Raw genomic sequence first — 18,053 nt, forward strand, 5'->3', positions numbered from 1 at the left:
GTTGCGGGAGTGTCCGCGGCATGGATGCCGCGGCCAAGCCCCCAGGGACGGGTTTACGGCGTCTCCCGCAACCGGACCCACCCCGTCTTGCCTCGGCAAGCCCGCTTCGGCTGTGGCTGTGGCTGCTGCTGATACCGTGTTCCCGCTCGTAACGGGTGCAGGGCGCAGCCCTGCCGCACACCTACCCCCCGGCCATTGCCCGCCACCACTGCGACAGCAGCTCCGGCCTGCGCAGGCGCTCGCGCCACCAGCGCAATGCCGCGCCATCCTCACCGGTCCGCCAGGCCAACCAGAAGGTCTCCTCCGGCTTGTGTTCCTCGACCTCACGGATCACCAGTTCGCCTCGCGCCACGGCCGCGCGCGCGCACGGCTCGGGCAGAAAGCCGAAGCCCACGCCCTCGCATTGCAGTTTCAGCTTGCTGGCCATGTCGGGCACTGTCAGCATCTCCTGCCCCATCAGCAGGCCAACCGTCCGCGGCAGCAGTCGCCGCGCCGAATCGGACACCGCGATCGCACAGTGCTCGACCAGCTGCTCACGTCCCAGCACGCCCGGCACTGCCGCCAAGGGATGATCCGGGGCAACCGCGAACACGAACTCGACCGTACCCAACGGCTCGACCACGTAGCCACCGCCGCTCGGCCCCTCGCCCGGCGCGCCCACCAGCAGATCGGCACGCCGGTCCAGCAGCGCCTCCCAGGTGCCGGACAGCGCCTCGCCGATCAAGCGCAGGCGGGTCGGCGCGTCAGCGCCGCGAAATGCGGCGATGTCCGGGCCCAGCAGCCAGGTGGGAAACACCGAATCCACTGCCAGGGTCAGTTCGGTTTCCCAGCCGGAGGCCACCCGGCGCACCCGCAGTTCCAGTTCGCGGGCCGCACGGAGCAGATGCCGGCCCTCATCCAGCAGCGCGCGACCGGCCTCGGTCGGCTCCGCACGCGGGCCCACCCGGTCGAACAGCTGCACGCCAAGATCCTCTTCCAGCTTGGCCACGGTGTAGGAAATGGTGGACGGCACCTTGTGCAGGGCCTTGCCGGCGCCCGCAAAGGAACCGCGGCGATCGATGGCGTCCAGGATCTGCAGGGCTTCGAGGCTGAGCTTGAGCATTCGAATTTTTCGATGATGGCTTTCAAAACTATCCGTTTTTCAAAGCAGCGGCGCAAGCGGATACTTCTCTCCAACAGGGAAACACGGCAATCAAAGCCCTGCCCCGCCCGATCGAAAACATCGAACAAGGAGATATCCCATGCTGCAGATCCGCAAGAGTGCTACCCGTGGCCTGGCCGAACATGGCTGGCTGTCCTCGCGCCACACCTTCTCGTTCGCCAACTACTACGATCCCCGCTACGTCAGCTTCGGTCCGCTGCGGGTGATCAACGAGGACAAGGTGATCGGCGGCCAGGGCTTCGGCACCCACAGCCACAGCAACATGGAGATCGTCTCCTACGTGCTGGGCGGCGCACTGGAACACAAGGACTCGATGGGCACCGGTTCGGTACTGCGCTACGGCGATGTGCAGCGCATGAGCGCCGGCAGCGGCGTCAGCCACAGTGAGTTCAACCACTCGGCCACCGAACCCGTGCATTTCCTGCAGATCTGGATCTTCCCGGACACGGAGAACATCACCCCGTCGTATGAGGAAACCCACTTCACGCCGGACAGCAAGCGCAACCAGCTGCGCCTGATCGCCTCGCCCGACGGTGCCGATGGTTCCCTGCGCATCCACCAGGATGCCCGCATCTTCGCCACCGTGCTCGACGGCAGCCACAAGCTGCACCACGCCCTGGGCAGCGGACGCGGTGCCTATGTGCAGGTCGCCCGTGGCCAGCTGCAGGTCAACGGCATCACCCTGGAAGCCGGTGATGCGCTGCAGATCAGCGACGAAGCGCAGCTGACGCTGGAGAACGGCAACGACGCCGAAGTGCTGGTGTTCGACCTGCCGCTGTGAAGTCACGCCCGCGGTGCCGACCGGTACCGCGGGCGACCTCTGGCCTCAACCGCCGACGGCGGCGCAGGCCTCCAGAATCAACGCAGTCACCTCGGCCGGTTTCGACGCCAGCGAGGCATGGCTCGCATCCAGTTGCAGAAGACGCCGGGGCTGGATCCGATCGGCCATCATCTACGGGTTCTGAACAGAAGCTCTCGTGGGGTCTGTTCATACGCGGCCACAGATCACCGTCGCGGTGCGGGGCAGGGTTCGATGCCGCCTCGTCCTTGGCGCGCTGCAATCGTATGCATGTCGGCCCCTCTCCAGTGGCACTTGCCGAATGCCCATGAAATCGCTTCCATGACGGTTCACTGGAGCTTCCTACCGCGCATGACGCCTTCTTCCCCGCGTGCCCAGCAGCACGCCACCCGCGCCGCCTTCTTCATTCCCGGCTTCGCCACCGCCGCGTGGGCACCGATGGTGCCCTTCGCCAAGGCCCAGGCAGGACTGTCCGACGCCGGTCTGGGCGCCGTACTGCTGTGCCTGGGACTGGGCTCGCTGCTGGCCATGCCGCTGGCCGGTGCGCTGACCGGTCGCTTCGGCTGCCGTCGGCTGCTGGTGGTCACCTGTGCACTCGTGCTGCTGGCACTGCCACTGCTGGCGGTGCCGCCTTCGCCCGTAGTGCTCGGTGCGGCCCTGTTCGTGTTCGGCGCCGGCGTGGGTGCGATGGACTGCACGATGAATATGCAGGCAGTGGCCGTCGAACGCGAAGCCGGCCGGGTGATGATGTCCGGCTTCCACGCCTTCTACAGCATCGGGGGCTTTGTCGGCGCCGGCTGCATGACCGGTCTGCTGATCCTGGGCACACCGCTCTGGTTGGCCGCACTGCTCGCGGCGGTGGCACTGCTGCTGGTAGCCGTGCTGTCGGCACCGCACTGGCGTCCGCAGCGGATCCTGCACGAAGGCCCCTTGCTGGCCCTGCCGCATGGGGTGGTGCTGTTCATCGGCGTGCTGGCATTCGTGGTGTTTCTCGCCGAAGGCTCGATGCTGGACTGGAGCGCCGTGTTCCTGGCCGAGGTACGGCAGGTACCTCGCGACCAGGCCGGCGCGGGCTTCGCGGTGTTCACTCTGGCGATGACAGCCATGCGCCTGTTCGGCGATGGCATCGTCGAGCGTCTCGGCCGCACCCGCACCCTTGTCATCGGCGGCATCACCGCCGCGGCCGGCTTTGCCGTGGCCACCCTGGTGCCATCGTTGCCGGTTGCCCTTGCGGGCCATGCGCTGGTCGGCCTGGGCTGCGCCAACATCGTGCCGGCACTGTTCTCGATGGCTGGACAGCAGCGCGCGATGCCCGAGAACATCGCCATCACGGCTGTCACCACACTCGGCTATGCCGGCATTCTCGCCGGCCCGGCCGCGATCGGCGCACTGGCCCATGCCAGCAGCCTGGGCTTCGCGTTCCTCTGCGTGGCGGCACTGCTGGTCGGTGTCGCGCTGTCGGCGCCCGCACTGGCGCGCCGGCTGTCCTGACGATGCATCAACCGCGTGCCGGCTCCGCTGCCGGCACATCGTGCACCAGCCACTCGGCCTGTGCCGGCAGCTGCGGCGCCGGGCAGGTGGACGGGGGGTGCCGTTCGTCGCGCGCCATCCAGTCGTCCACCACACCGGCCAACAGATCCAGCCGCAGCGGCAGGGTGATATGGTCCTCGCCGCGCATCTCGATGTAGTGCGCCCGCGGGTTGGCCTGCGCGAGTTCGCGCCCCTGGCTCACAGGAATGTGCTGGTCGCCCTGCCCGTGCAGCAGCAGCGCGCAGGCACGCGTGTCGGCCAGCGCGCGGGCCACATCCACATGGTCAAGATCGACATCGATGCGGCGGCTGGCCGCAGCAATCACCTGGTCGATGTCCTGTCCGCCATAGCGCCACCGCGCAAACGAGGCCACGGCCTGTGCCTTCCACCCTTCCGGCTGCAGCGCCATCAGGTGCGGAATCATCGTGCGGATGGCTACGCCGGCATTGGCGAACGACTCCATCGCGACGACGCCGGCAACCTGGTCACCGAGCTTTTCAGCGGTGAACACCGCCGTCGCCGCGCCATAGGACACGCCGAACAGATACAGGGGCCCGGTGACTTCGCCGCGTGCGCGCAGCTCAGCGATCACATCGACCACGTCGTCCGATTCGTAGGTGCCATAGCCGGAGGGTCCAGCCCCGGACTGACCGTGGTTGCGCAGGTCGAGCGTGACCACGCGATAGCCCGATCCGGCCAGCTGCAATGACCACGGCAGCATCGAATCGCCATTCATCATCCAGCCGTGCAGGAGCACCACGGTGCCACGCGGCGCCTGTGCCCGGAACGGCTGCGGCACCGACAGGCTGAGCCCGGTGTCCAGCGGCAGGCCATTCTCATGCCGCTGCGGCAGATAGCGATAGCGGGCGCCGTAGTCGCCCGGATCGAACACGCGCCAGAAGATCGGCACGCCATCACGGCCCGACGCGAAACCATGGCGATTGGGAATCCCGGCAATGGCCGCAGCGATGCGCGGCTGGTCAAGCAGCGTCGACACGCCGCCCGGCGCGACCAGGCGGTCGGCGAGCGAGGTGGATGCGGCATTCATCGAGGAAGAGCATGCAGCCAGCCACAGGCCGGCGCACGCCAGCAACACCAGCAGCGGGCGCTTCATGGGCGATCAAGGAAGAAATGCGACAGCGTGGCAGCCTAGCGGGCACCGCGCCTGCCATCTATCGCGGTTCGATGACGGCTTGATGACAGCGCAGCATCGATTCAGCTTGGTGCAGGGCGCCTCCCGCGCCGCGAGTGCAATGAAGGCTGCATCTGCACGTCACCGTCACGTCACTGCCGCTGCCGACACTCCCGGGCTTCCCTCACTCGTGAAGGTCTGGTTTCGATGCCACCGCATGCGCGTATTCCCCGTATCTCGTTGCTTGCCCTGCTGATCGCGCCCACACTGGACGCCCTCGCCGAAGCACCGCAGGGAGAGGGTGACACGACACGTCGCAGCGACGCCCGCACGCTGGACCAGGTCCAGGTGATCGGCCAGGCAACCAGTTACGCCAAGACTGCGGTGCGCGCGGAAACACTCAATCGGCAGCTGGTGATGAGCAGCGTCAACGACGCGCTCAACGAAGTGCCCGGCGTGGTCGTCAGCGAGGCCGATGCCACCGGTTCGTCGGTGTGGGGCACGCAGATCAGCATGCGCGGGTTCGTCACCAACCGCGATACGCAGCAGATCGGCACCACCATCGATGGCCTGCCCAATGGTGGCTCGGGCTACGGCGGTGGCTCCCTGGCCAATCGCTACATCGACACCCTGGACCTGGAAACGGTGGAGGTCAGCCAGGGCACGGCTGACATCTCCTCGCGCTCGAACGAGGCGCTGGGCGGCACCCTGAACTTCCTCACCGGCGATCCGCTGCAGGACAGCCGGCTGCGCTTCGTCGTCGGTGCCGGTGACAATGAAGCGCGCAAGTACTACGTGCGCTATGACACCGGCGTGCTTGGCGGCCACACCCGTGCCTGGGTCAGTGCATCCTCGGCGCGCGTGCACGATTGGATCGACGGCAGCGGCCGCACCCGCAACGACCATATCGCCGGCAAGTTCGTCACCGAACTGGACCGCTGGACACTCACCGGCTATCTGTCCTACAACGATGCCGACGAACCGGAGTACACCAGCGTCTCGCCTCAGGGCTTCGCCACCAATCCGGACCGCGACAACCTGGTCGGCACCCTGACCGGCATTCCCTATCTGGATCAGAATTTCCGTTCCGGTTCCCGTGCCCTGCGCGAGAACACCTTCGGTTACCTGCGCGCCGCCTTCGACGGTGGCAACGGCTTCAAGGCCTCGATGGCGGCCTACGGTCATCGCATGCAGGGTCGCGGCGACTGGCTGCCGCCGTACCTGGCGCAGGTCAGCGACGATGGCAGCGGTCGCCCCGAGTCGGAGTACACCGGCGGCAGCACCGTGTACGGCGGCAGCAACCGGGGCCAGATCTACTTCGTCAATCCGGATGGCAGCGCCGCCCAGCGTCTGGCCACCTGCACGCCGCGGCTGGGCTTCACGGCCGAGTATGATCCGGGCTGCTACGCCGGAAATGTGCTCGGCGCCCAGTCCTACCGCCACACCCACTACGACAACGACCGCATGGGCGTCACTGCCGACGTCGAGTGGCGGCAGACCTTCGGCAGCATCGACAACACGGTGCGCGGTGGCCTGTGGGTGGAAAAGCTGGACCGCTCCGCACGCCGCGACTGGCACCGGCTGCTCAACGTCGGCCAGGACATCGCCTTCGATCACCAGCCGTACTGGGTCCAGTTCGAAGACCGGTACAAGGTCGATGAGCAGATGTACTACATCGAGGACGTGGCCCGCTTCGGCCCCTTCAGCGCGCGCCTGGGCGTGAAGCAGTTCTTCGTGGACCAGTCCCGCCGGCGTGTGATCGGCGCCGCGGAGAACGTCACGTCCGATTCAAAGTCCGATCCGCTGCTGTCCACCGGCTTCACCTGGGCACCCGGTGTTCAGGGCATGGAACTGTTCGCAGGCTTCTCGCAGAACTTCGCGGCCATCCCCTCAGGCGTCCTGGGCGAGACCGATCCGCAGCGCTTCCGCAACGTCGAGCCGGAGACCGCCGACAACATCGAACTCGGCATGCGCATCAGCCGCTGGCCGTTGACCGCTTCGGTCACCCTGTACAACATCAAGTTCGACAACCGCATCGTCTACCTGCCTGCCGGTTTCGTCAGCGGCATCGACTACCTCGGCGAAACCGACGGCGTCTACGAGAACTTCGGGGGCGTGGAGAGCAATGGCCTGGAAGCGGCGCTCGGATACGGCTGGGACAACGGCTGGCGGATCAACGCGGCCTACACCTACAACCGCTCGAAGTACCTCGGCAGCGGCGATTCCGCGCGTGACGCCCAGCTGGGCATCGTCGATGGTGCCAAGGTGATCGGCCAGCCCGAGCAGATCCTGGTGGTCTCGGCTGACTGGCAGGGCGAGAACTGGAACTTCGGCCTGTCAGGTCGCTACCTGGGAACGCGCTACCTCGATGCCGCCAACGCCAGCAGCCTCCCCTCGGCCACGGTGTTCAATGCCAACATCGGCTTTGATCTGCAGGGCCTGTCGCCACGCCTGAAGGGCATGGGTGCGAACCTGGTGGTGAGCAATCTCACCGACAAGCGGTATCTTGCAGGTGTCGACGGCCGCGACAGCGCCTTCATCGGCGCTCCGCGCACCGTCGGCATCTCCTTCCGCGTGGACCTGTGAGTGAACCCGTGACCGATATCGGCCGTCGCCGACTGTTGCAGGCCGGCCTTGCCGCCGGCCTTTCACCGCTGCTGCCGAGCATCGCCCGGGCCGCCGCGATCGCCCCCGATGCGCGCACCCGCAGCCTGCAGGACCTGCAGCACATCGTGGTGTTCATGCAGGAGAACCGCTCGTTCGATCACTACTTCGGCACCCTGCCGGGCGTGCGCGGATTCGGTGATCGTTTCGTGGCCCCGGCCGCCCCCCTGGCGGGCGGTGGCGCGGCGCGCACCCTGTGGCTGCAACCCGATGCCAGCGGCAGCCGGGCGATCGCACCGTTTCCGCTGGATACCGCCGCGCACTTCGGCTACATGCGCGTCGAAGGCACGCCGCACACCTGGCCCGACGCGCAGCGTGCCTGGGACCATGGGCGCATGGGGCAGTGGCCCAAAGCCAAGCAGAATCACTCCATGGGCTACTTCCAGCGCAGCGACCTGCCCTTCCAGTTCGCACTCGCCGATGCCTTCACCGTCTGCGATGCCTATCACTGCGCGATCCAGGCCGGCACCAACCCGAACCGGGTGTTCCTGTGGACCGGCCACAACGATCCCTTTGCCCGCGCTGGCGGCCCGGTGATCGCCAACTCCCACGACAACTTCCCGGAGCACGGCGGCCATCCGGCGTCCTACCAGTGGACCAGCTACGTCGAGCAGCTGCAGCAGGCAGGGGTGTCCTGGCAGATCTACCAGGACATGGCCGACAACTTCACCGATAACCCGCTGGCCGGATTCGAGACCTTCCGGCAGGCGTACCGCGCTGCGCCGGGCCACGATCCACAGCTCCGCGCCCGCGGGGTCAGCACGCGCGGGCTGGCACAGCTGCGCCAGGATGTGGTCGACGGGCAGTTACCACAGGTCAGCTTCATCATCGCCGACGCTGCCGGCAGCGAACATCCGGGCCCCTCCAGCCCGGCGCAGGGCGCGGCCTACACCGCGCGCGTGCTCGACGCGCTGACCGCCGACCCGGAGGTCTGGAGTCGTACCGCCCTGCTGTTGATGTTCGACGAGAACGACGGCTTCTTCGACCACGTGCCGCCGCCCGCCCCGCCCTCGCCACTGGCGGATGGTTGGGCTGGCGCATCGTCGGTCGGCACCGAAGGCGAATACCATCGGCATCCTGCGCCAGGCGACGAGAAGTACGACGCCGCCGAGCTGCGTGGCCGCCCTTATGGACTGGGCCCGCGCGTACCGTTGTACGTGATCTCGCCCTGGAGCCGGGGCGGCTGGGTCGATTCGCAGGTGTATGACCACACCTCGGTCCTGCGCCTGATCGAACGCCGCTTCGGTGTGCCCGCACCGGGCATCTCGCCGTGGCGGCGCGCGGTCTGTGGCGATCTGACCCACGCGTTCGATTTCGCCCAGCGCGATACCCGCCCCTTCGTGCAGGCGTTGCCTGACGTCGATGCGGTGGCCGCGCGCGCGGCGGCCCTGCCGGGCCGGACCGTGCCTGCACTGCCGGAGGGGTTGCACCCTGCACGCCAGGAAGCCGGGGTAAGACCGGCACGCGCCCTGCCCTATCGTCCGCAGGCCCGGATCACCGCATTGGCCGCCGGAAGCATCGATCTGCAGCTGGGCTGCGAAGGAGCGGCAGCGGTACTGCATGTCTACGACCGGCTGCGCCTGGATGCGATTCCGAGGCGCTACACGCTGGTGCCGGGCTTGCCCGTGCAGGCGCGCTGGCCGCTTGCTGCCGATGGCCGCTTCGACCTGTGGCTGCTGGGCCCCAATGGATTCCATCGCCACTTCCGCGGCGATGCCACCTCTCCGATGTTGCTGGCGGACGTGGAGAGCGCCGATGGCCAGCTTCGCCTGCGTCTGCGTAATCCGGGCGATGAACCCTGCCAGGTCCGCGTGCAGGGAGGCGCCTATGCCGGGCACATGCCCGACCAGACGCTGGACATCGCCGCGCACTCGGAAACATCACTGGCCTGGGATGCAACCCCCACCGCAGGGTGGTACGACCTGCATGTCAGCGCAGGAAGCGGTGCGCTGCGCCTGGCAGGGCGCGTCGAGGATGGCCGCCCCGGCACCAGCGATCCGGCGATGGGCAGTGAACCCTTACGGTTCCAGCACGATTGAGGTCGAGGACGAAGCCCGGCAGGCCGCGTCCTGCCCCATTGAAACCGATGGAATCGGGACTGCGCGTCATTGACCTACGATGCAGCACTCCGCGTACACCTGCATCGCCCGCTCGCGCGCAGCCTCGCGCTGTGCAGGGCTCAACTTCGCCTGCAACTCCTGCAGGCTCCTCGCCGGCATATGTGCCGGATTTACCTTGGCAGCGGCCAAGGCATATGCATAGGCATTCACGCCATCGTAGGCGGTGATTCTTCCGTTGTCGTACGCGCTGGACAGGTGACTGACCGCATCGAGGCTTCCCGTTGCCGCAGCATCATGGAGATGGCGCATCGCACTCTCCCGCCATCTGACCAGGGATTCCGGATTCGCAAGCCACTCCGACGGAGGGCCGATGACAGTCTCGGGATCGGCCGCGTAAAGCAGCTTGGCTTCGATTGAACCCTGCGAGGCGGCCCTGGCAAGCCAGGCTCCATGATAGAAGGCAGGCGCAGCTACCAGGGACGCACACTCGCCCAGACGACGCTCATCATTGACCAACGAGGCAGGATCCGGCGTCATGCCTGCATTACGAAGGAAATCGAATGACGCGACCGGATCATGCTTGATCAGGTTCCTGCACTCGCGCACCGTCAACTCCATCAGATAGCTCGCATCCGCATCACCGGCGTCGGAACGCTGCTTCATCACCCTCATGTACTCAAGCGCATCGCCCGGCGGCCGCCGCTCGCGGTTGCCGGCAATCTCGTATGCCTTCGGACCTACCCGGCGGAAGACCTGGGGATTCGGCGGCTGCGGACCCGTTCGCGCAGCGGCACGATGCTGCTTTGAGGGCACGGGTGCGACGTCAGTGCGGCCTTGCGTGTGAGGCGCGTGCGCCGCAATCGCCTGCGGCATGGAATCCGCGCGGCCCCACAGGACATAACCGCCGGTCAACACGACAACTGCCACGCCGCCCACGATCAGAGCGCGCTTCAAGGAAATCTGCATCCGCACTTCCCGTCCCATCGATCGCCGATCCGTCGGCGTACCGGCTCAGCACATCAGAACCTGCAATCCAAGTCCAGCAATCAGCGCAGACTCGATTCCTGCAGGTGATGGGCAACGTGCTGCACGGGAGAATTCCGGCCACAAAAAAGCCCCTGTCTCCAGGGGCTTTTCTGAGTATCTGGCGGAGTGAGAGGGATTCGAACCCTCGATAGAGCTTTTGACCCTATACTCCCTTAGCAGGGGAGCCCCTTCGGCCACTCGGGCATCACTCCGGGGATTTCACCGCGGGGGTGCGTCGCACCTCAGCGGGGCGTGAATCATAACGTTAATCACGCGCGAAGGTAAAGCCTTATTCCGCAGAATTTTCACCACCGGCGCTGCCGGCTTCGTCACCACGCTGGATGCGCTGGTAGATCTCTTCGCGATGCACAGCGACGTCCTTCGGCGCAGTGATGCCGATACGTACCTGGTTACCCTTGACGCCGAGCACGGTGACGCTCACCGAGTCACCGATCATCAAGGTTTCGCCGACGCGGCGAGTCAGGATCAACATTTTTGTAAGTCTCCATGGAACCGTGTGGAAGGGTATCCCCCACCGGCTTGACGCTTCGTCAAGAAGCGCTACCACGACAAAGGGAAAAGATTCGCAATGGTACCGTCAGCCGTCCCGCTCCTACAAGAAGGGGGACGGCAGGCTTCATCACAGGCGGGGGCTGACCCATTCGACGACGGCAGCCAGTGCAGTGGCAAGGGCGGGCCCGTCCTCGCCACCACCCTGGGCGAGGTCCGGGCGTCCGCCGCCCTTGCCCCCGATCTGACCGGCGATATGCGACAACAGTTCCCCGGCCTTGACCCGGCCCGTTGCACTGCCGTTCACGCCCGCGACCAGGGCGGCCTTGCCGTCCTGGGCACCTGCCAGCACGATCACCGCGTCTCCCAGCTGCTGCTTCAGGCGGTCCACGGCATCGCGCAGCGCCTTGGCGTCGAAGCCCTCCAGGCGGGCCGCCAGCACCTTCACGCCCGCGACCTCGACCGCCTGGCTGGAAAGGTCGGCGGTCGCACCCGCGGCAACCTTGGCCTTCACCGCTTCCAGTTCACGTTCCAGCTGCTTCTGGCGCTGGCCAAGCGCCCGGATCTTCTCGACCACATCGGCAGCACTGCCACCCAGCAGTTCGGCCGCCTCGGCCAACCGGGCCTCTTCGGCATCGACGTGATCCAGCGCGCTCTGACCGGTGACCGCTTCGATGCGACGCACGCCCGCGGAGACACCGCCTTCCGAGGTGATCTTGAACAGGCCGATATCACCGGTGCGCTTGACGTGGGTGCCACCACACAGTTCGGTGGAATAGTCGCCCATTTTCAGTACCCGGACCTGTTCACCGTACTTCTCTCCGAACAGTGCCATGGCGCCGAAATCGAGTGCTTCCTGCATGCCCATGGAGTGCACTTCGGCAACATTGTTGGCACGCACCTGCTGATTGACCTTGCGCTCGATCACGGCCAGTTCTTCGGCACTGATCGGCTGGAAATGCGAGAAATCGAAACGCAGGCGGTCCGGCGCCACCAGCGAGCCCTTCTGCTGCACGTGCGTGCCCAGCACCTCGCGCAGGGCCGCATGCAGCAGGTGGGTGGCCGAGTGGTTGAGGATGGTGGCGCCGCGGCGCTCAGCGTCGACCTCGCCAGCCAGCACATCGCCCACCTTCAGGTCGCCTTCGGTCAGGGTACCGACATGGCCGTGGAACTGGCCCGCGAACTTCTGGGTGTCTTCCACCGCCAGGCGCACGCCGTTGCCGGTCATTACGCCGGTATCGCCGACCTGGCCGCCGGACTCGGCATAGAACGGCGTCTGGTTGGTGATGACGATGACGGCATCGCCGGCACTGGCCGACTGCACCGGACGCCCCTCCTTGAGCAGCGCCAGCACGGTCAGGTCGCCGGCCTGCAGGCGGTCGTAGCCCAGGAACACGGTCGGGGTCAGCGTCGCCACCAGCTCGGCCGGCAGGGTCACGCCGCCGCCGAACTTGCCCGCGGCACGCGCGGTCTCGCGCTGCTGCTCCATCGCCGCATCGAACCCGGCGATATCGACCGTCAGGTCACGCTCGCGGGCAATGTCCTGGGTCAGGTCCAGGGGGAAGCCATAGGTGTCGTAAAGGCGGAAGGCGTCACCTCCCGGGATCACGCCATTGCCGGCCCTTGCCGCAACGTCTTCGAAGATTTTCATGCCGGCGTCGAGCGTCTCGGCGAACCGCTCCTCCTCAGCCTGCAGCGCGCGGGTCACGGTGTCCGCTGCCGCCGGCAGCTCCGGATAGGCCTCGCCCATCTGTGCAACCAGCGTCGGCACCAGCTTGCTGAAGAACGGCTGGCGCACACCCAGCATCCAACCATGGCGCAGGGCGCGGCGGATGATACGGCGCAGCACATAGCCCCGTCCTTCGTTGGAAGGCAGGACGCCATCGACGATCAGGAACGAGCAGGCGCGGATGTGGTCGGCAATCACGCGCAGCGACTTGTTCTCCAGGTCGGAGGTACCGGTCAGCTCGGCGGCCTTGCGGATCAGAGCCTGGAACAGGTCGATCTCGTAATTCGTGTGGACATGCTGCAGGATCGCCGCAAGACGTTCCAGACCCATGCCGGTATCCACGCACGGCGCCGGCAACGGCACCAGAGTGCCGTCCGGCTGGCGGTCGAACTGCATGAACACCAAATTCCAGATCTCGATGAAGCGGTCGCCATCCTCATCCGGCGACCCCGGAGGACCGCCGGCAATGTGGTCGCCGTGGTCGTAGAAAATCTCGGTGCACGGACCACACGGGCCGGTGTCGGCCATCTGCCAGAAGTTGTCCGAAGCGAACGGCGCGCCCTTGTTGTCGCCGATCCGCACGATGCGCTCTTCCGGCACCCCCACCATGTCGCGCCACAGTTCGTAGGCTTCGTCGTCGGTCTGGTAGACGGTCACCAGCAGGCGCTCGGCCGGCAGCTTCCAGACCTGGGTCAGCAGCTCCCACGCCCACGCGATCGCGTCCTTCTTGAAGTAGTCACCAAACGACCAGTTGCCCAGCATTTCAAAGAAGGTGTGATGGCGGGCGGTGTAGCCGACCTGGTCAAGATCGTTGTGCTTGCCACCCGCGCGCAGGCAGCGCTGGACATCGGCCGCGCGCACGTAGCTGCGCTTCTCGGCACCGAGGAACACGTCCTTGAACTGCACCATGCCGGAGTTGGTGAACAGCAGGGTCGGATCGTTGCCAGGCACCAGCGGTGCCGACGGCACGATGGTATGGCCTTTGCCCTTGAAGAATTCAAGGAAATCGCTGCGGATCTGGGAGGTCGTGAATTTGGCGGGTGCGTTCATTGGGGGCTGGCAGTCTGCGGGCCGGCGGACCCGGACCACCGGCCGCGTGGGCCAGGGTCGCGACGGACCGCCGAAAACCTAAAGGGTATCAGGCCCGGCGCCGCCAGTCTCAATCGTCAGGGTCGTAGCGGGTCGCACGGCGGATGCTGTCACCGTCGAAGCCCCGCCGCGCCAGCAGATCCGCCGCTTTGCGGCGCTGCGCCAGGTCCTGTGGGCCGGCCTCCCCAAAGCGGCGGCGGACCAGATCACGGGCGTTCTCCTGCCAGTCGCCCTCGTAGCTGTCCATCGCTGCGGCAATCGCGGCACTGTCCAGCCCGTGGGTCCCCAGTTCGGCACGCACATGGATGGGGCCGTAACCGGTGTTGGCCCGCATGCGTACCAGGTTCTCGGCAAACCGGGTGTCGTCCTGCCACCCCGCCTCGGTCAGCTTGGCGACCGCTGCCTGCGCGGCTTCGTCTTCGATACCCCGCGCAGTCAGTTTGCGGGTCAATTCCTTGCGTGAATGCTCCCGGCGGACCAGCAGGCCCAGCGCCCGCTGCACCGGCGTCTGCTCGCGAGGCCGGCGCTTTCGGCCTGTCGAGGTACGTTCGTCGCTGTCGGACATCAATCCCTCCAGGGGTGGCGCCGTCCCTGGCACCCTGCCCATCCTGGGCGGTTCGAACCTGCGGGGTAGAGCGACGTCACTGACGGCGTCACCCTACCCCACAGCAAGACTTACTCGTCGTCGCCTTCGTCGTCGCCTTCCTCACGGACGGCCTCGGACGGCTGGAATTTCTCGCGCAGCTCGGCTTCAAGCTTGGCGGCGACGGTCGGGTTGTCACGCAGATAACCGCGGGCGTTGTCCTTGCCCTGGCCGATGCGCTCTTCGCCATAGCTGTACCAGGCACCGGCCTTCTCGACCAGCTTGGCATCCACGCCCATGTCGATCAGTTCACCTTCACGGCTGATGCCTTCGCCATACAGGATCTCGGTGATTACCTGCTTGAACGGCGGGGCCAGCTTGTTTTTGACGACCTTGATCTTGGTCTGGTTACCGATGATCTCATCGCCTTTCTTAATCGCACCGATGCGGCGGATGTCCAAGCGGACCGAGGCATAGAACTTCAGCGCATTGCCACCCGTGGTGGTCTCCGGGCTCTGGCCCGGCATCATCACGCCGATCTTCATGCGCAGCTGGTTGATGAAGATCACCAGCGTGTTCGAGCGCTTGATGTTGCCGGTCAGCTTACGCAGCGCCTGGCTCATCAGGCGGGCCTGCAGACCCGGCAACTGGTCGCCCATCTCGCCTTCGATTTCGGCCTTCGGGGTCAATGCCGCGACCGAGTCGATCACCAGGATGTCCACCGAGCCGGAACGGACCAGCATGTCGGCGATTTCCAATGCCTGTTCACCGGTATCGGGCTGCGACAGCAGCAGGTCGTCCACGTTCACGCCAAGCTTGGCGGCATAGATCGGGTCGAGAGCGTGCTCGGCATCGATGAAGGCAGCGGTGCCTCCCATCTTCTGGCACTCGGCGATGGCCTGCAGCGTCAGCGTGGTCTTGCCCGAGGACTCCGGTCCATAGATTTCCACCACGCGGCCCTTCGGCAGACCCCCGATGCCCAATGCGATGTCGAGCATCAGCGAACCGGTCGGGATGGCTTCGACGGGCTCGACCACACGGTCGCCCATGCGCATCACCGAGCCCTTGCCGAACTGCTTTTCGATCTGGCCCAGAGCAGCAGCCAATGCGCGCTTCTTGTTCTCGTCCATCGTATTGGTCCTTGCAGAGGTCATTTCGTTGGGGGTGCTGTCTTTGGGGGTCTTCTTTGCCATGGGTTCACTTTAAGGCGGACGTATCGCACAGGCTGAGATTCTGCCCGGCGCTCTGAAAAGAATTATCGGACATCCGTACCAACCTCGGTGGAACCAGAGAATCGCCACAAAAGACCGCGGGGTAACGCACCTTCGAACGCTTCAACGATTCGGCCGCAACAGGCCGCAGTACAGGCCTTCGATCGAGAAGTCCTGGTCGGGAAGCACTTCGATCGGCTTGTAATCGGGGTTCCGGGGCAACAGTCGGATACGGTCCTTCGCGATCTTCAGCAGCTTGACGGTGATCTCATCATCGATGCGCGCCACCACGATCTGCCCCGAATGGGCGTCTCGGGTGCGGTGCACGCCGATCAGGTCACCATCGAAGATGCCTTCGTCGATCATCGAGTCACCCTGCACCTTCAGCAGGTAATCCGGCGCGGGCGAAAAGAACACCCGGTCCAGCACCACGAAATCGTCCGAGCCGATATCCGCACCGATAGGGAGGCCGGCGGCGACCCGCCCGAGTACCGGCAGCCGCAGCACGCTGTCGGGCAGCCCGGGCTCGGCCAGGGTCTCCACGGGGGGAGCCTGCACCAGGCGGATGCCCCGGGCCTGGCCGGGAATGCGGCGGATCGCTCCCGCCTGCTCCAGCGCCTCCAGGTGGTACTGGGCCGCTCGTACGCCCTTGAAGCCGAACGCACGTGCGATTTCAGTCTGCGACGGCGGCGCGCCTTCGCTCTCGATACGCTCGGCGATCAACTGCAGGATCGCCTGCTGGGTGTCGGTCAGGTCCATGGTTAGTAGTATTACTACTAACTGCGGGAACTGCAAGTGCCGGACACGACAGGGCGAAGCGTGCCGGGCGATGCCGCAGCGAACGACACTCAGTCGTGCCTGCCACTTCTCCAGATGGAGAACAGGATCCAGACGCCGCAGATACCGGCCCCGACGAATCCGGAAACCCCGAGCGCCAGCAGCCAGCGGCTGGAGACCCCACCGACGCTGTGCATGACGATCGATGAGCCGATGATCAGCGCTGCAGTCACGATGCCCATCACCATGCGATTGGCCGCACGGTTCACCTGCTCGCCAAAGCCCTGCAGCGCACTGGTCTCGACCTTCAGCTGCAGGCGCCCGCGGCGCGCCGCCTGCACCAGCTTGCGCAGATCGCGCGGCAGATCGCCGGCGAAGTCGATCATTCCCAACAGGCTGCGCCGGCCGCGTTTGAGCAGTGCCCGCGGGGCATAGCGCTGCAGTACCACCCGCTCCAGGAAGGGGCGTGCGGCACTGGCCATGTCGAAGTCCGGGTCGAGCTGCCGGCCCATGCCTTCCAGGGTGAGGAACGCCTTGATCATCAGTGCGAGGTCGGCCGGCAGGGTCAGGCTGTAGCTGCGCAGCAACTGGGTGATGTCGCCCAGCATCAGGCCGATGCGCAGATCCTTCAGCGGCACGCCACGGTACTGGTCGACGAACTGGCTGATGTCGTGCTGCAGCCGGTTCTCATCCACCTCCACGCCCCCGGCCCAGTCCAGCAGGACGTCGGCCACCCCCTGCGGGTCCTGTTCGACCAGCCCGTGCAGCAGTTGCGCAACCTGGAAGCGACGCACTTCGGACAGTGCCCCGACCATGCCGAAGTCGATCACGCCGATGCGGCCGTCACGCAGATAGATGATGTTGCCCGGGTGTGGATCGGCGTGGAAGCTGCCGTCCTCGAGCACCATCTTCAATACGATGTTGGCACCGCGCCGCGCCAGTTCGCGACGGTCCAGCCCTGCTGCGTCCACGCCGGCAAGATCGCGGCCCGGGATGCCGTCCACGAAGTCCTGCACGTTCAGGCTTTCGCAGGTCCACTGCCAATGCACGCCGGGAACAAGGATGTCGTCGCGACCTTCAAAGTTGCGTGCGATGCGCTCCGCGTTGCGGCATTCGGCCGCGAAATCGAGTTCGCGCCGCAGCGATACGGTGAACTGCTGCACCACCTCTGCCGGCCGGTAACGGCGCAGATCCGGAAGACGCGCCTCGACGATTTCAGCCAGCCGCGCCAGCAGGCGCAGGTCGGCTTCGACCACGTCACGGATGCCGGGACGACGCACCTTCAGCACCACTTCGCGGCCGTCCAGCAGGCGCGCGCGATGGGCCTGCGCCAGCGAAGCCGCCGCCATGGGAGTTTCGTCGAGGAAGGCGAACACCTGCTGCGGAGGCGCGCCCAGATCGGCCTCCAGCTGCGCGCGGATCTGCGCATACGGCAGGGCCGGTACCGCATTCTGGAGTTCGGAAAGCTCGGCGATCCACTCCGGCGGCAGCAGATCGACACGGGTCGCCAGCACCTGTCCGAGTTTGACGAACGTCGGACCGAGGTCCTGCAGGGCGCTGCGCACCCGCACCGGCGCGGTCATCCGCAGCAGATGCTGGCGGTCCTCGTTCCAGTGCAGCAGGCGCCCGGCACGCTCCAGCACCGTGGCCAGGCCGATCCGGCGCACCACGTCGCCGAAGCCATAACGGATCAGGACCGCTGCAATTTCCTGCAGCCTCCCCAGGTCACGGACGGTGCCCAGCGTTTCCCACATCATGCGTGCTCCGGACGATTACCGCAG

At 66.2% G+C, this 18,053-nt stretch carries 14 protein-coding genes and 1 tRNA gene; 4 read left to right on the forward strand and 11 right to left on the reverse strand.

The features are described 5' to 3' along the window. Window positions 1-181: 181 nt before the first annotated feature. Complete coding sequence (locus ACVOKU_RS00005; protein WP_481558720.1) at window positions 182-1,102, reverse strand: LysR family transcriptional regulator; 921 nt, start codon at window positions 1,100-1,102, stop codon at window positions 182-184. A gap of 139 nt (window positions 1,103-1,241) precedes the next feature. Between ACVOKU_RS00005 and ACVOKU_RS00010 the strand changes: the two genes are divergently transcribed. Next, on the forward strand, window positions 1,242-1,943 hold the full coding sequence (locus ACVOKU_RS00010; RefSeq protein ID WP_481558721.1) for a pirin family protein: 702 nt from the start codon (window positions 1,242-1,244) through the stop codon (window positions 1,941-1,943). A 45-nt stretch (window positions 1,944-1,988) separates the two neighbouring features. Here ACVOKU_RS00010 and ACVOKU_RS00015 read toward each other — a convergent pair whose 3' ends face one another. Then, window positions 1,989-2,111: a hypothetical protein gene (locus ACVOKU_RS00015; protein ID WP_262917636.1), complete on the reverse strand. Its 123-nt coding sequence runs from the start codon at window positions 2,109-2,111 to the stop codon at window positions 1,989-1,991. Window positions 2,112-2,312: 201 nt separating this feature from the next. On the opposite strand from ACVOKU_RS00015, the gene ACVOKU_RS00020 reads away from it, so the two are divergent. Next, window positions 2,313-3,452 (forward strand): MFS transporter, encoded by a 1,140-nt coding sequence (locus tag ACVOKU_RS00020; protein WP_481558722.1) that lies wholly within the window; start codon window positions 2,313-2,315, stop codon window positions 3,450-3,452. 7 nt (window positions 3,453-3,459) lie between these two features. Here the strand turns inward: ACVOKU_RS00020 and ACVOKU_RS00025 are convergent, their stop codons facing one another. Then, window positions 3,460-4,605: an alpha/beta fold hydrolase gene (locus ACVOKU_RS00025; RefSeq protein ID WP_481558723.1), complete on the reverse strand. Its 1,146-nt coding sequence runs from the start codon at window positions 4,603-4,605 to the stop codon at window positions 3,460-3,462. Window positions 4,606-4,830: 225 nt separating this feature from the next. On the opposite strand from ACVOKU_RS00025, the gene ACVOKU_RS00030 reads away from it, so the two are divergent. Then, on the forward strand, window positions 4,831-7,209 hold the full coding sequence (locus ACVOKU_RS00030) for a TonB-dependent receptor (protein ID WP_481558724.1): 2,379 nt from the start codon (window positions 4,831-4,833) through the stop codon (window positions 7,207-7,209). A gap of 8 nt (window positions 7,210-7,217) precedes the next feature. Next, window positions 7,218-9,326, forward strand: a complete 2,109-nt coding sequence (locus ACVOKU_RS00035) for a phosphocholine-specific phospholipase C (protein ID WP_481558725.1) — start codon at window positions 7,218-7,220, stop codon at window positions 9,324-9,326. A gap of 66 nt (window positions 9,327-9,392) precedes the next feature. Here the strand turns inward: ACVOKU_RS00035 and ACVOKU_RS00040 are convergent, their stop codons facing one another. The 8 genes from ACVOKU_RS00040 to ubiB form a co-directional block, all read right to left on the reverse strand. Beyond that, window positions 9,393-10,313 (reverse strand): hypothetical protein, encoded by a 921-nt coding sequence (locus tag ACVOKU_RS00040; protein WP_481558726.1) that lies wholly within the window; start codon window positions 10,311-10,313, stop codon window positions 9,393-9,395. Between the two features lie 179 nt (window positions 10,314-10,492). Further along, window positions 10,493-10,585: transfer RNA gene (locus tag ACVOKU_RS00045), tRNA-Ser, on the reverse strand. A gap of 77 nt (window positions 10,586-10,662) precedes the next feature. Beyond that, window positions 10,663-10,866: a carbon storage regulator CsrA gene (gene csrA / locus ACVOKU_RS00050; protein WP_053520007.1), complete on the reverse strand. Its 204-nt coding sequence runs from the start codon at window positions 10,864-10,866 to the stop codon at window positions 10,663-10,665. A gap of 147 nt (window positions 10,867-11,013) precedes the next feature. Further along, on the reverse strand, window positions 11,014-13,662 hold the full coding sequence (alaS, locus tag ACVOKU_RS00055; RefSeq protein WP_481558727.1) for an alanine--tRNA ligase: 2,649 nt from the start codon (window positions 13,660-13,662) through the stop codon (window positions 11,014-11,016). 109 nt (window positions 13,663-13,771) lie between these two features. Then, entirely contained in the window at window positions 13,772-14,266 is a 495-nt protein-coding gene (gene recX / locus ACVOKU_RS00060; RefSeq protein ID WP_481558728.1) for a recombination regulator RecX, read from the reverse strand. Window positions 14,267-14,376: 110 nt separating this feature from the next. Next, entirely contained in the window at window positions 14,377-15,414 is a 1,038-nt protein-coding gene (gene recA / locus ACVOKU_RS00065; protein WP_053520004.1) for a recombinase RecA, read from the reverse strand. Window positions 15,415-15,618: 204 nt separating this feature from the next. Beyond that, the gene (gene lexA / locus ACVOKU_RS00070; RefSeq protein WP_074901220.1) at window positions 15,619-16,254 is read right to left on the reverse strand and encodes a transcriptional repressor LexA; all 636 of its coding nucleotides are present in this window, start codon (window positions 16,252-16,254) and stop codon (window positions 15,619-15,621) included. An 89-nt stretch (window positions 16,255-16,343) separates the two neighbouring features. Next, a complete protein-coding gene (gene ubiB / locus ACVOKU_RS00075) occupies window positions 16,344-18,026 on the reverse strand; it encodes a 2-polyprenylphenol 6-hydroxylase (RefSeq protein WP_065181390.1) in 1,683 nt (560 codons plus the stop codon). Window positions 18,027-18,053: the final 27 nt, after the last annotated feature.

The organism is Stenotrophomonas sp. STEN147, from assembly GCF_056757995.1.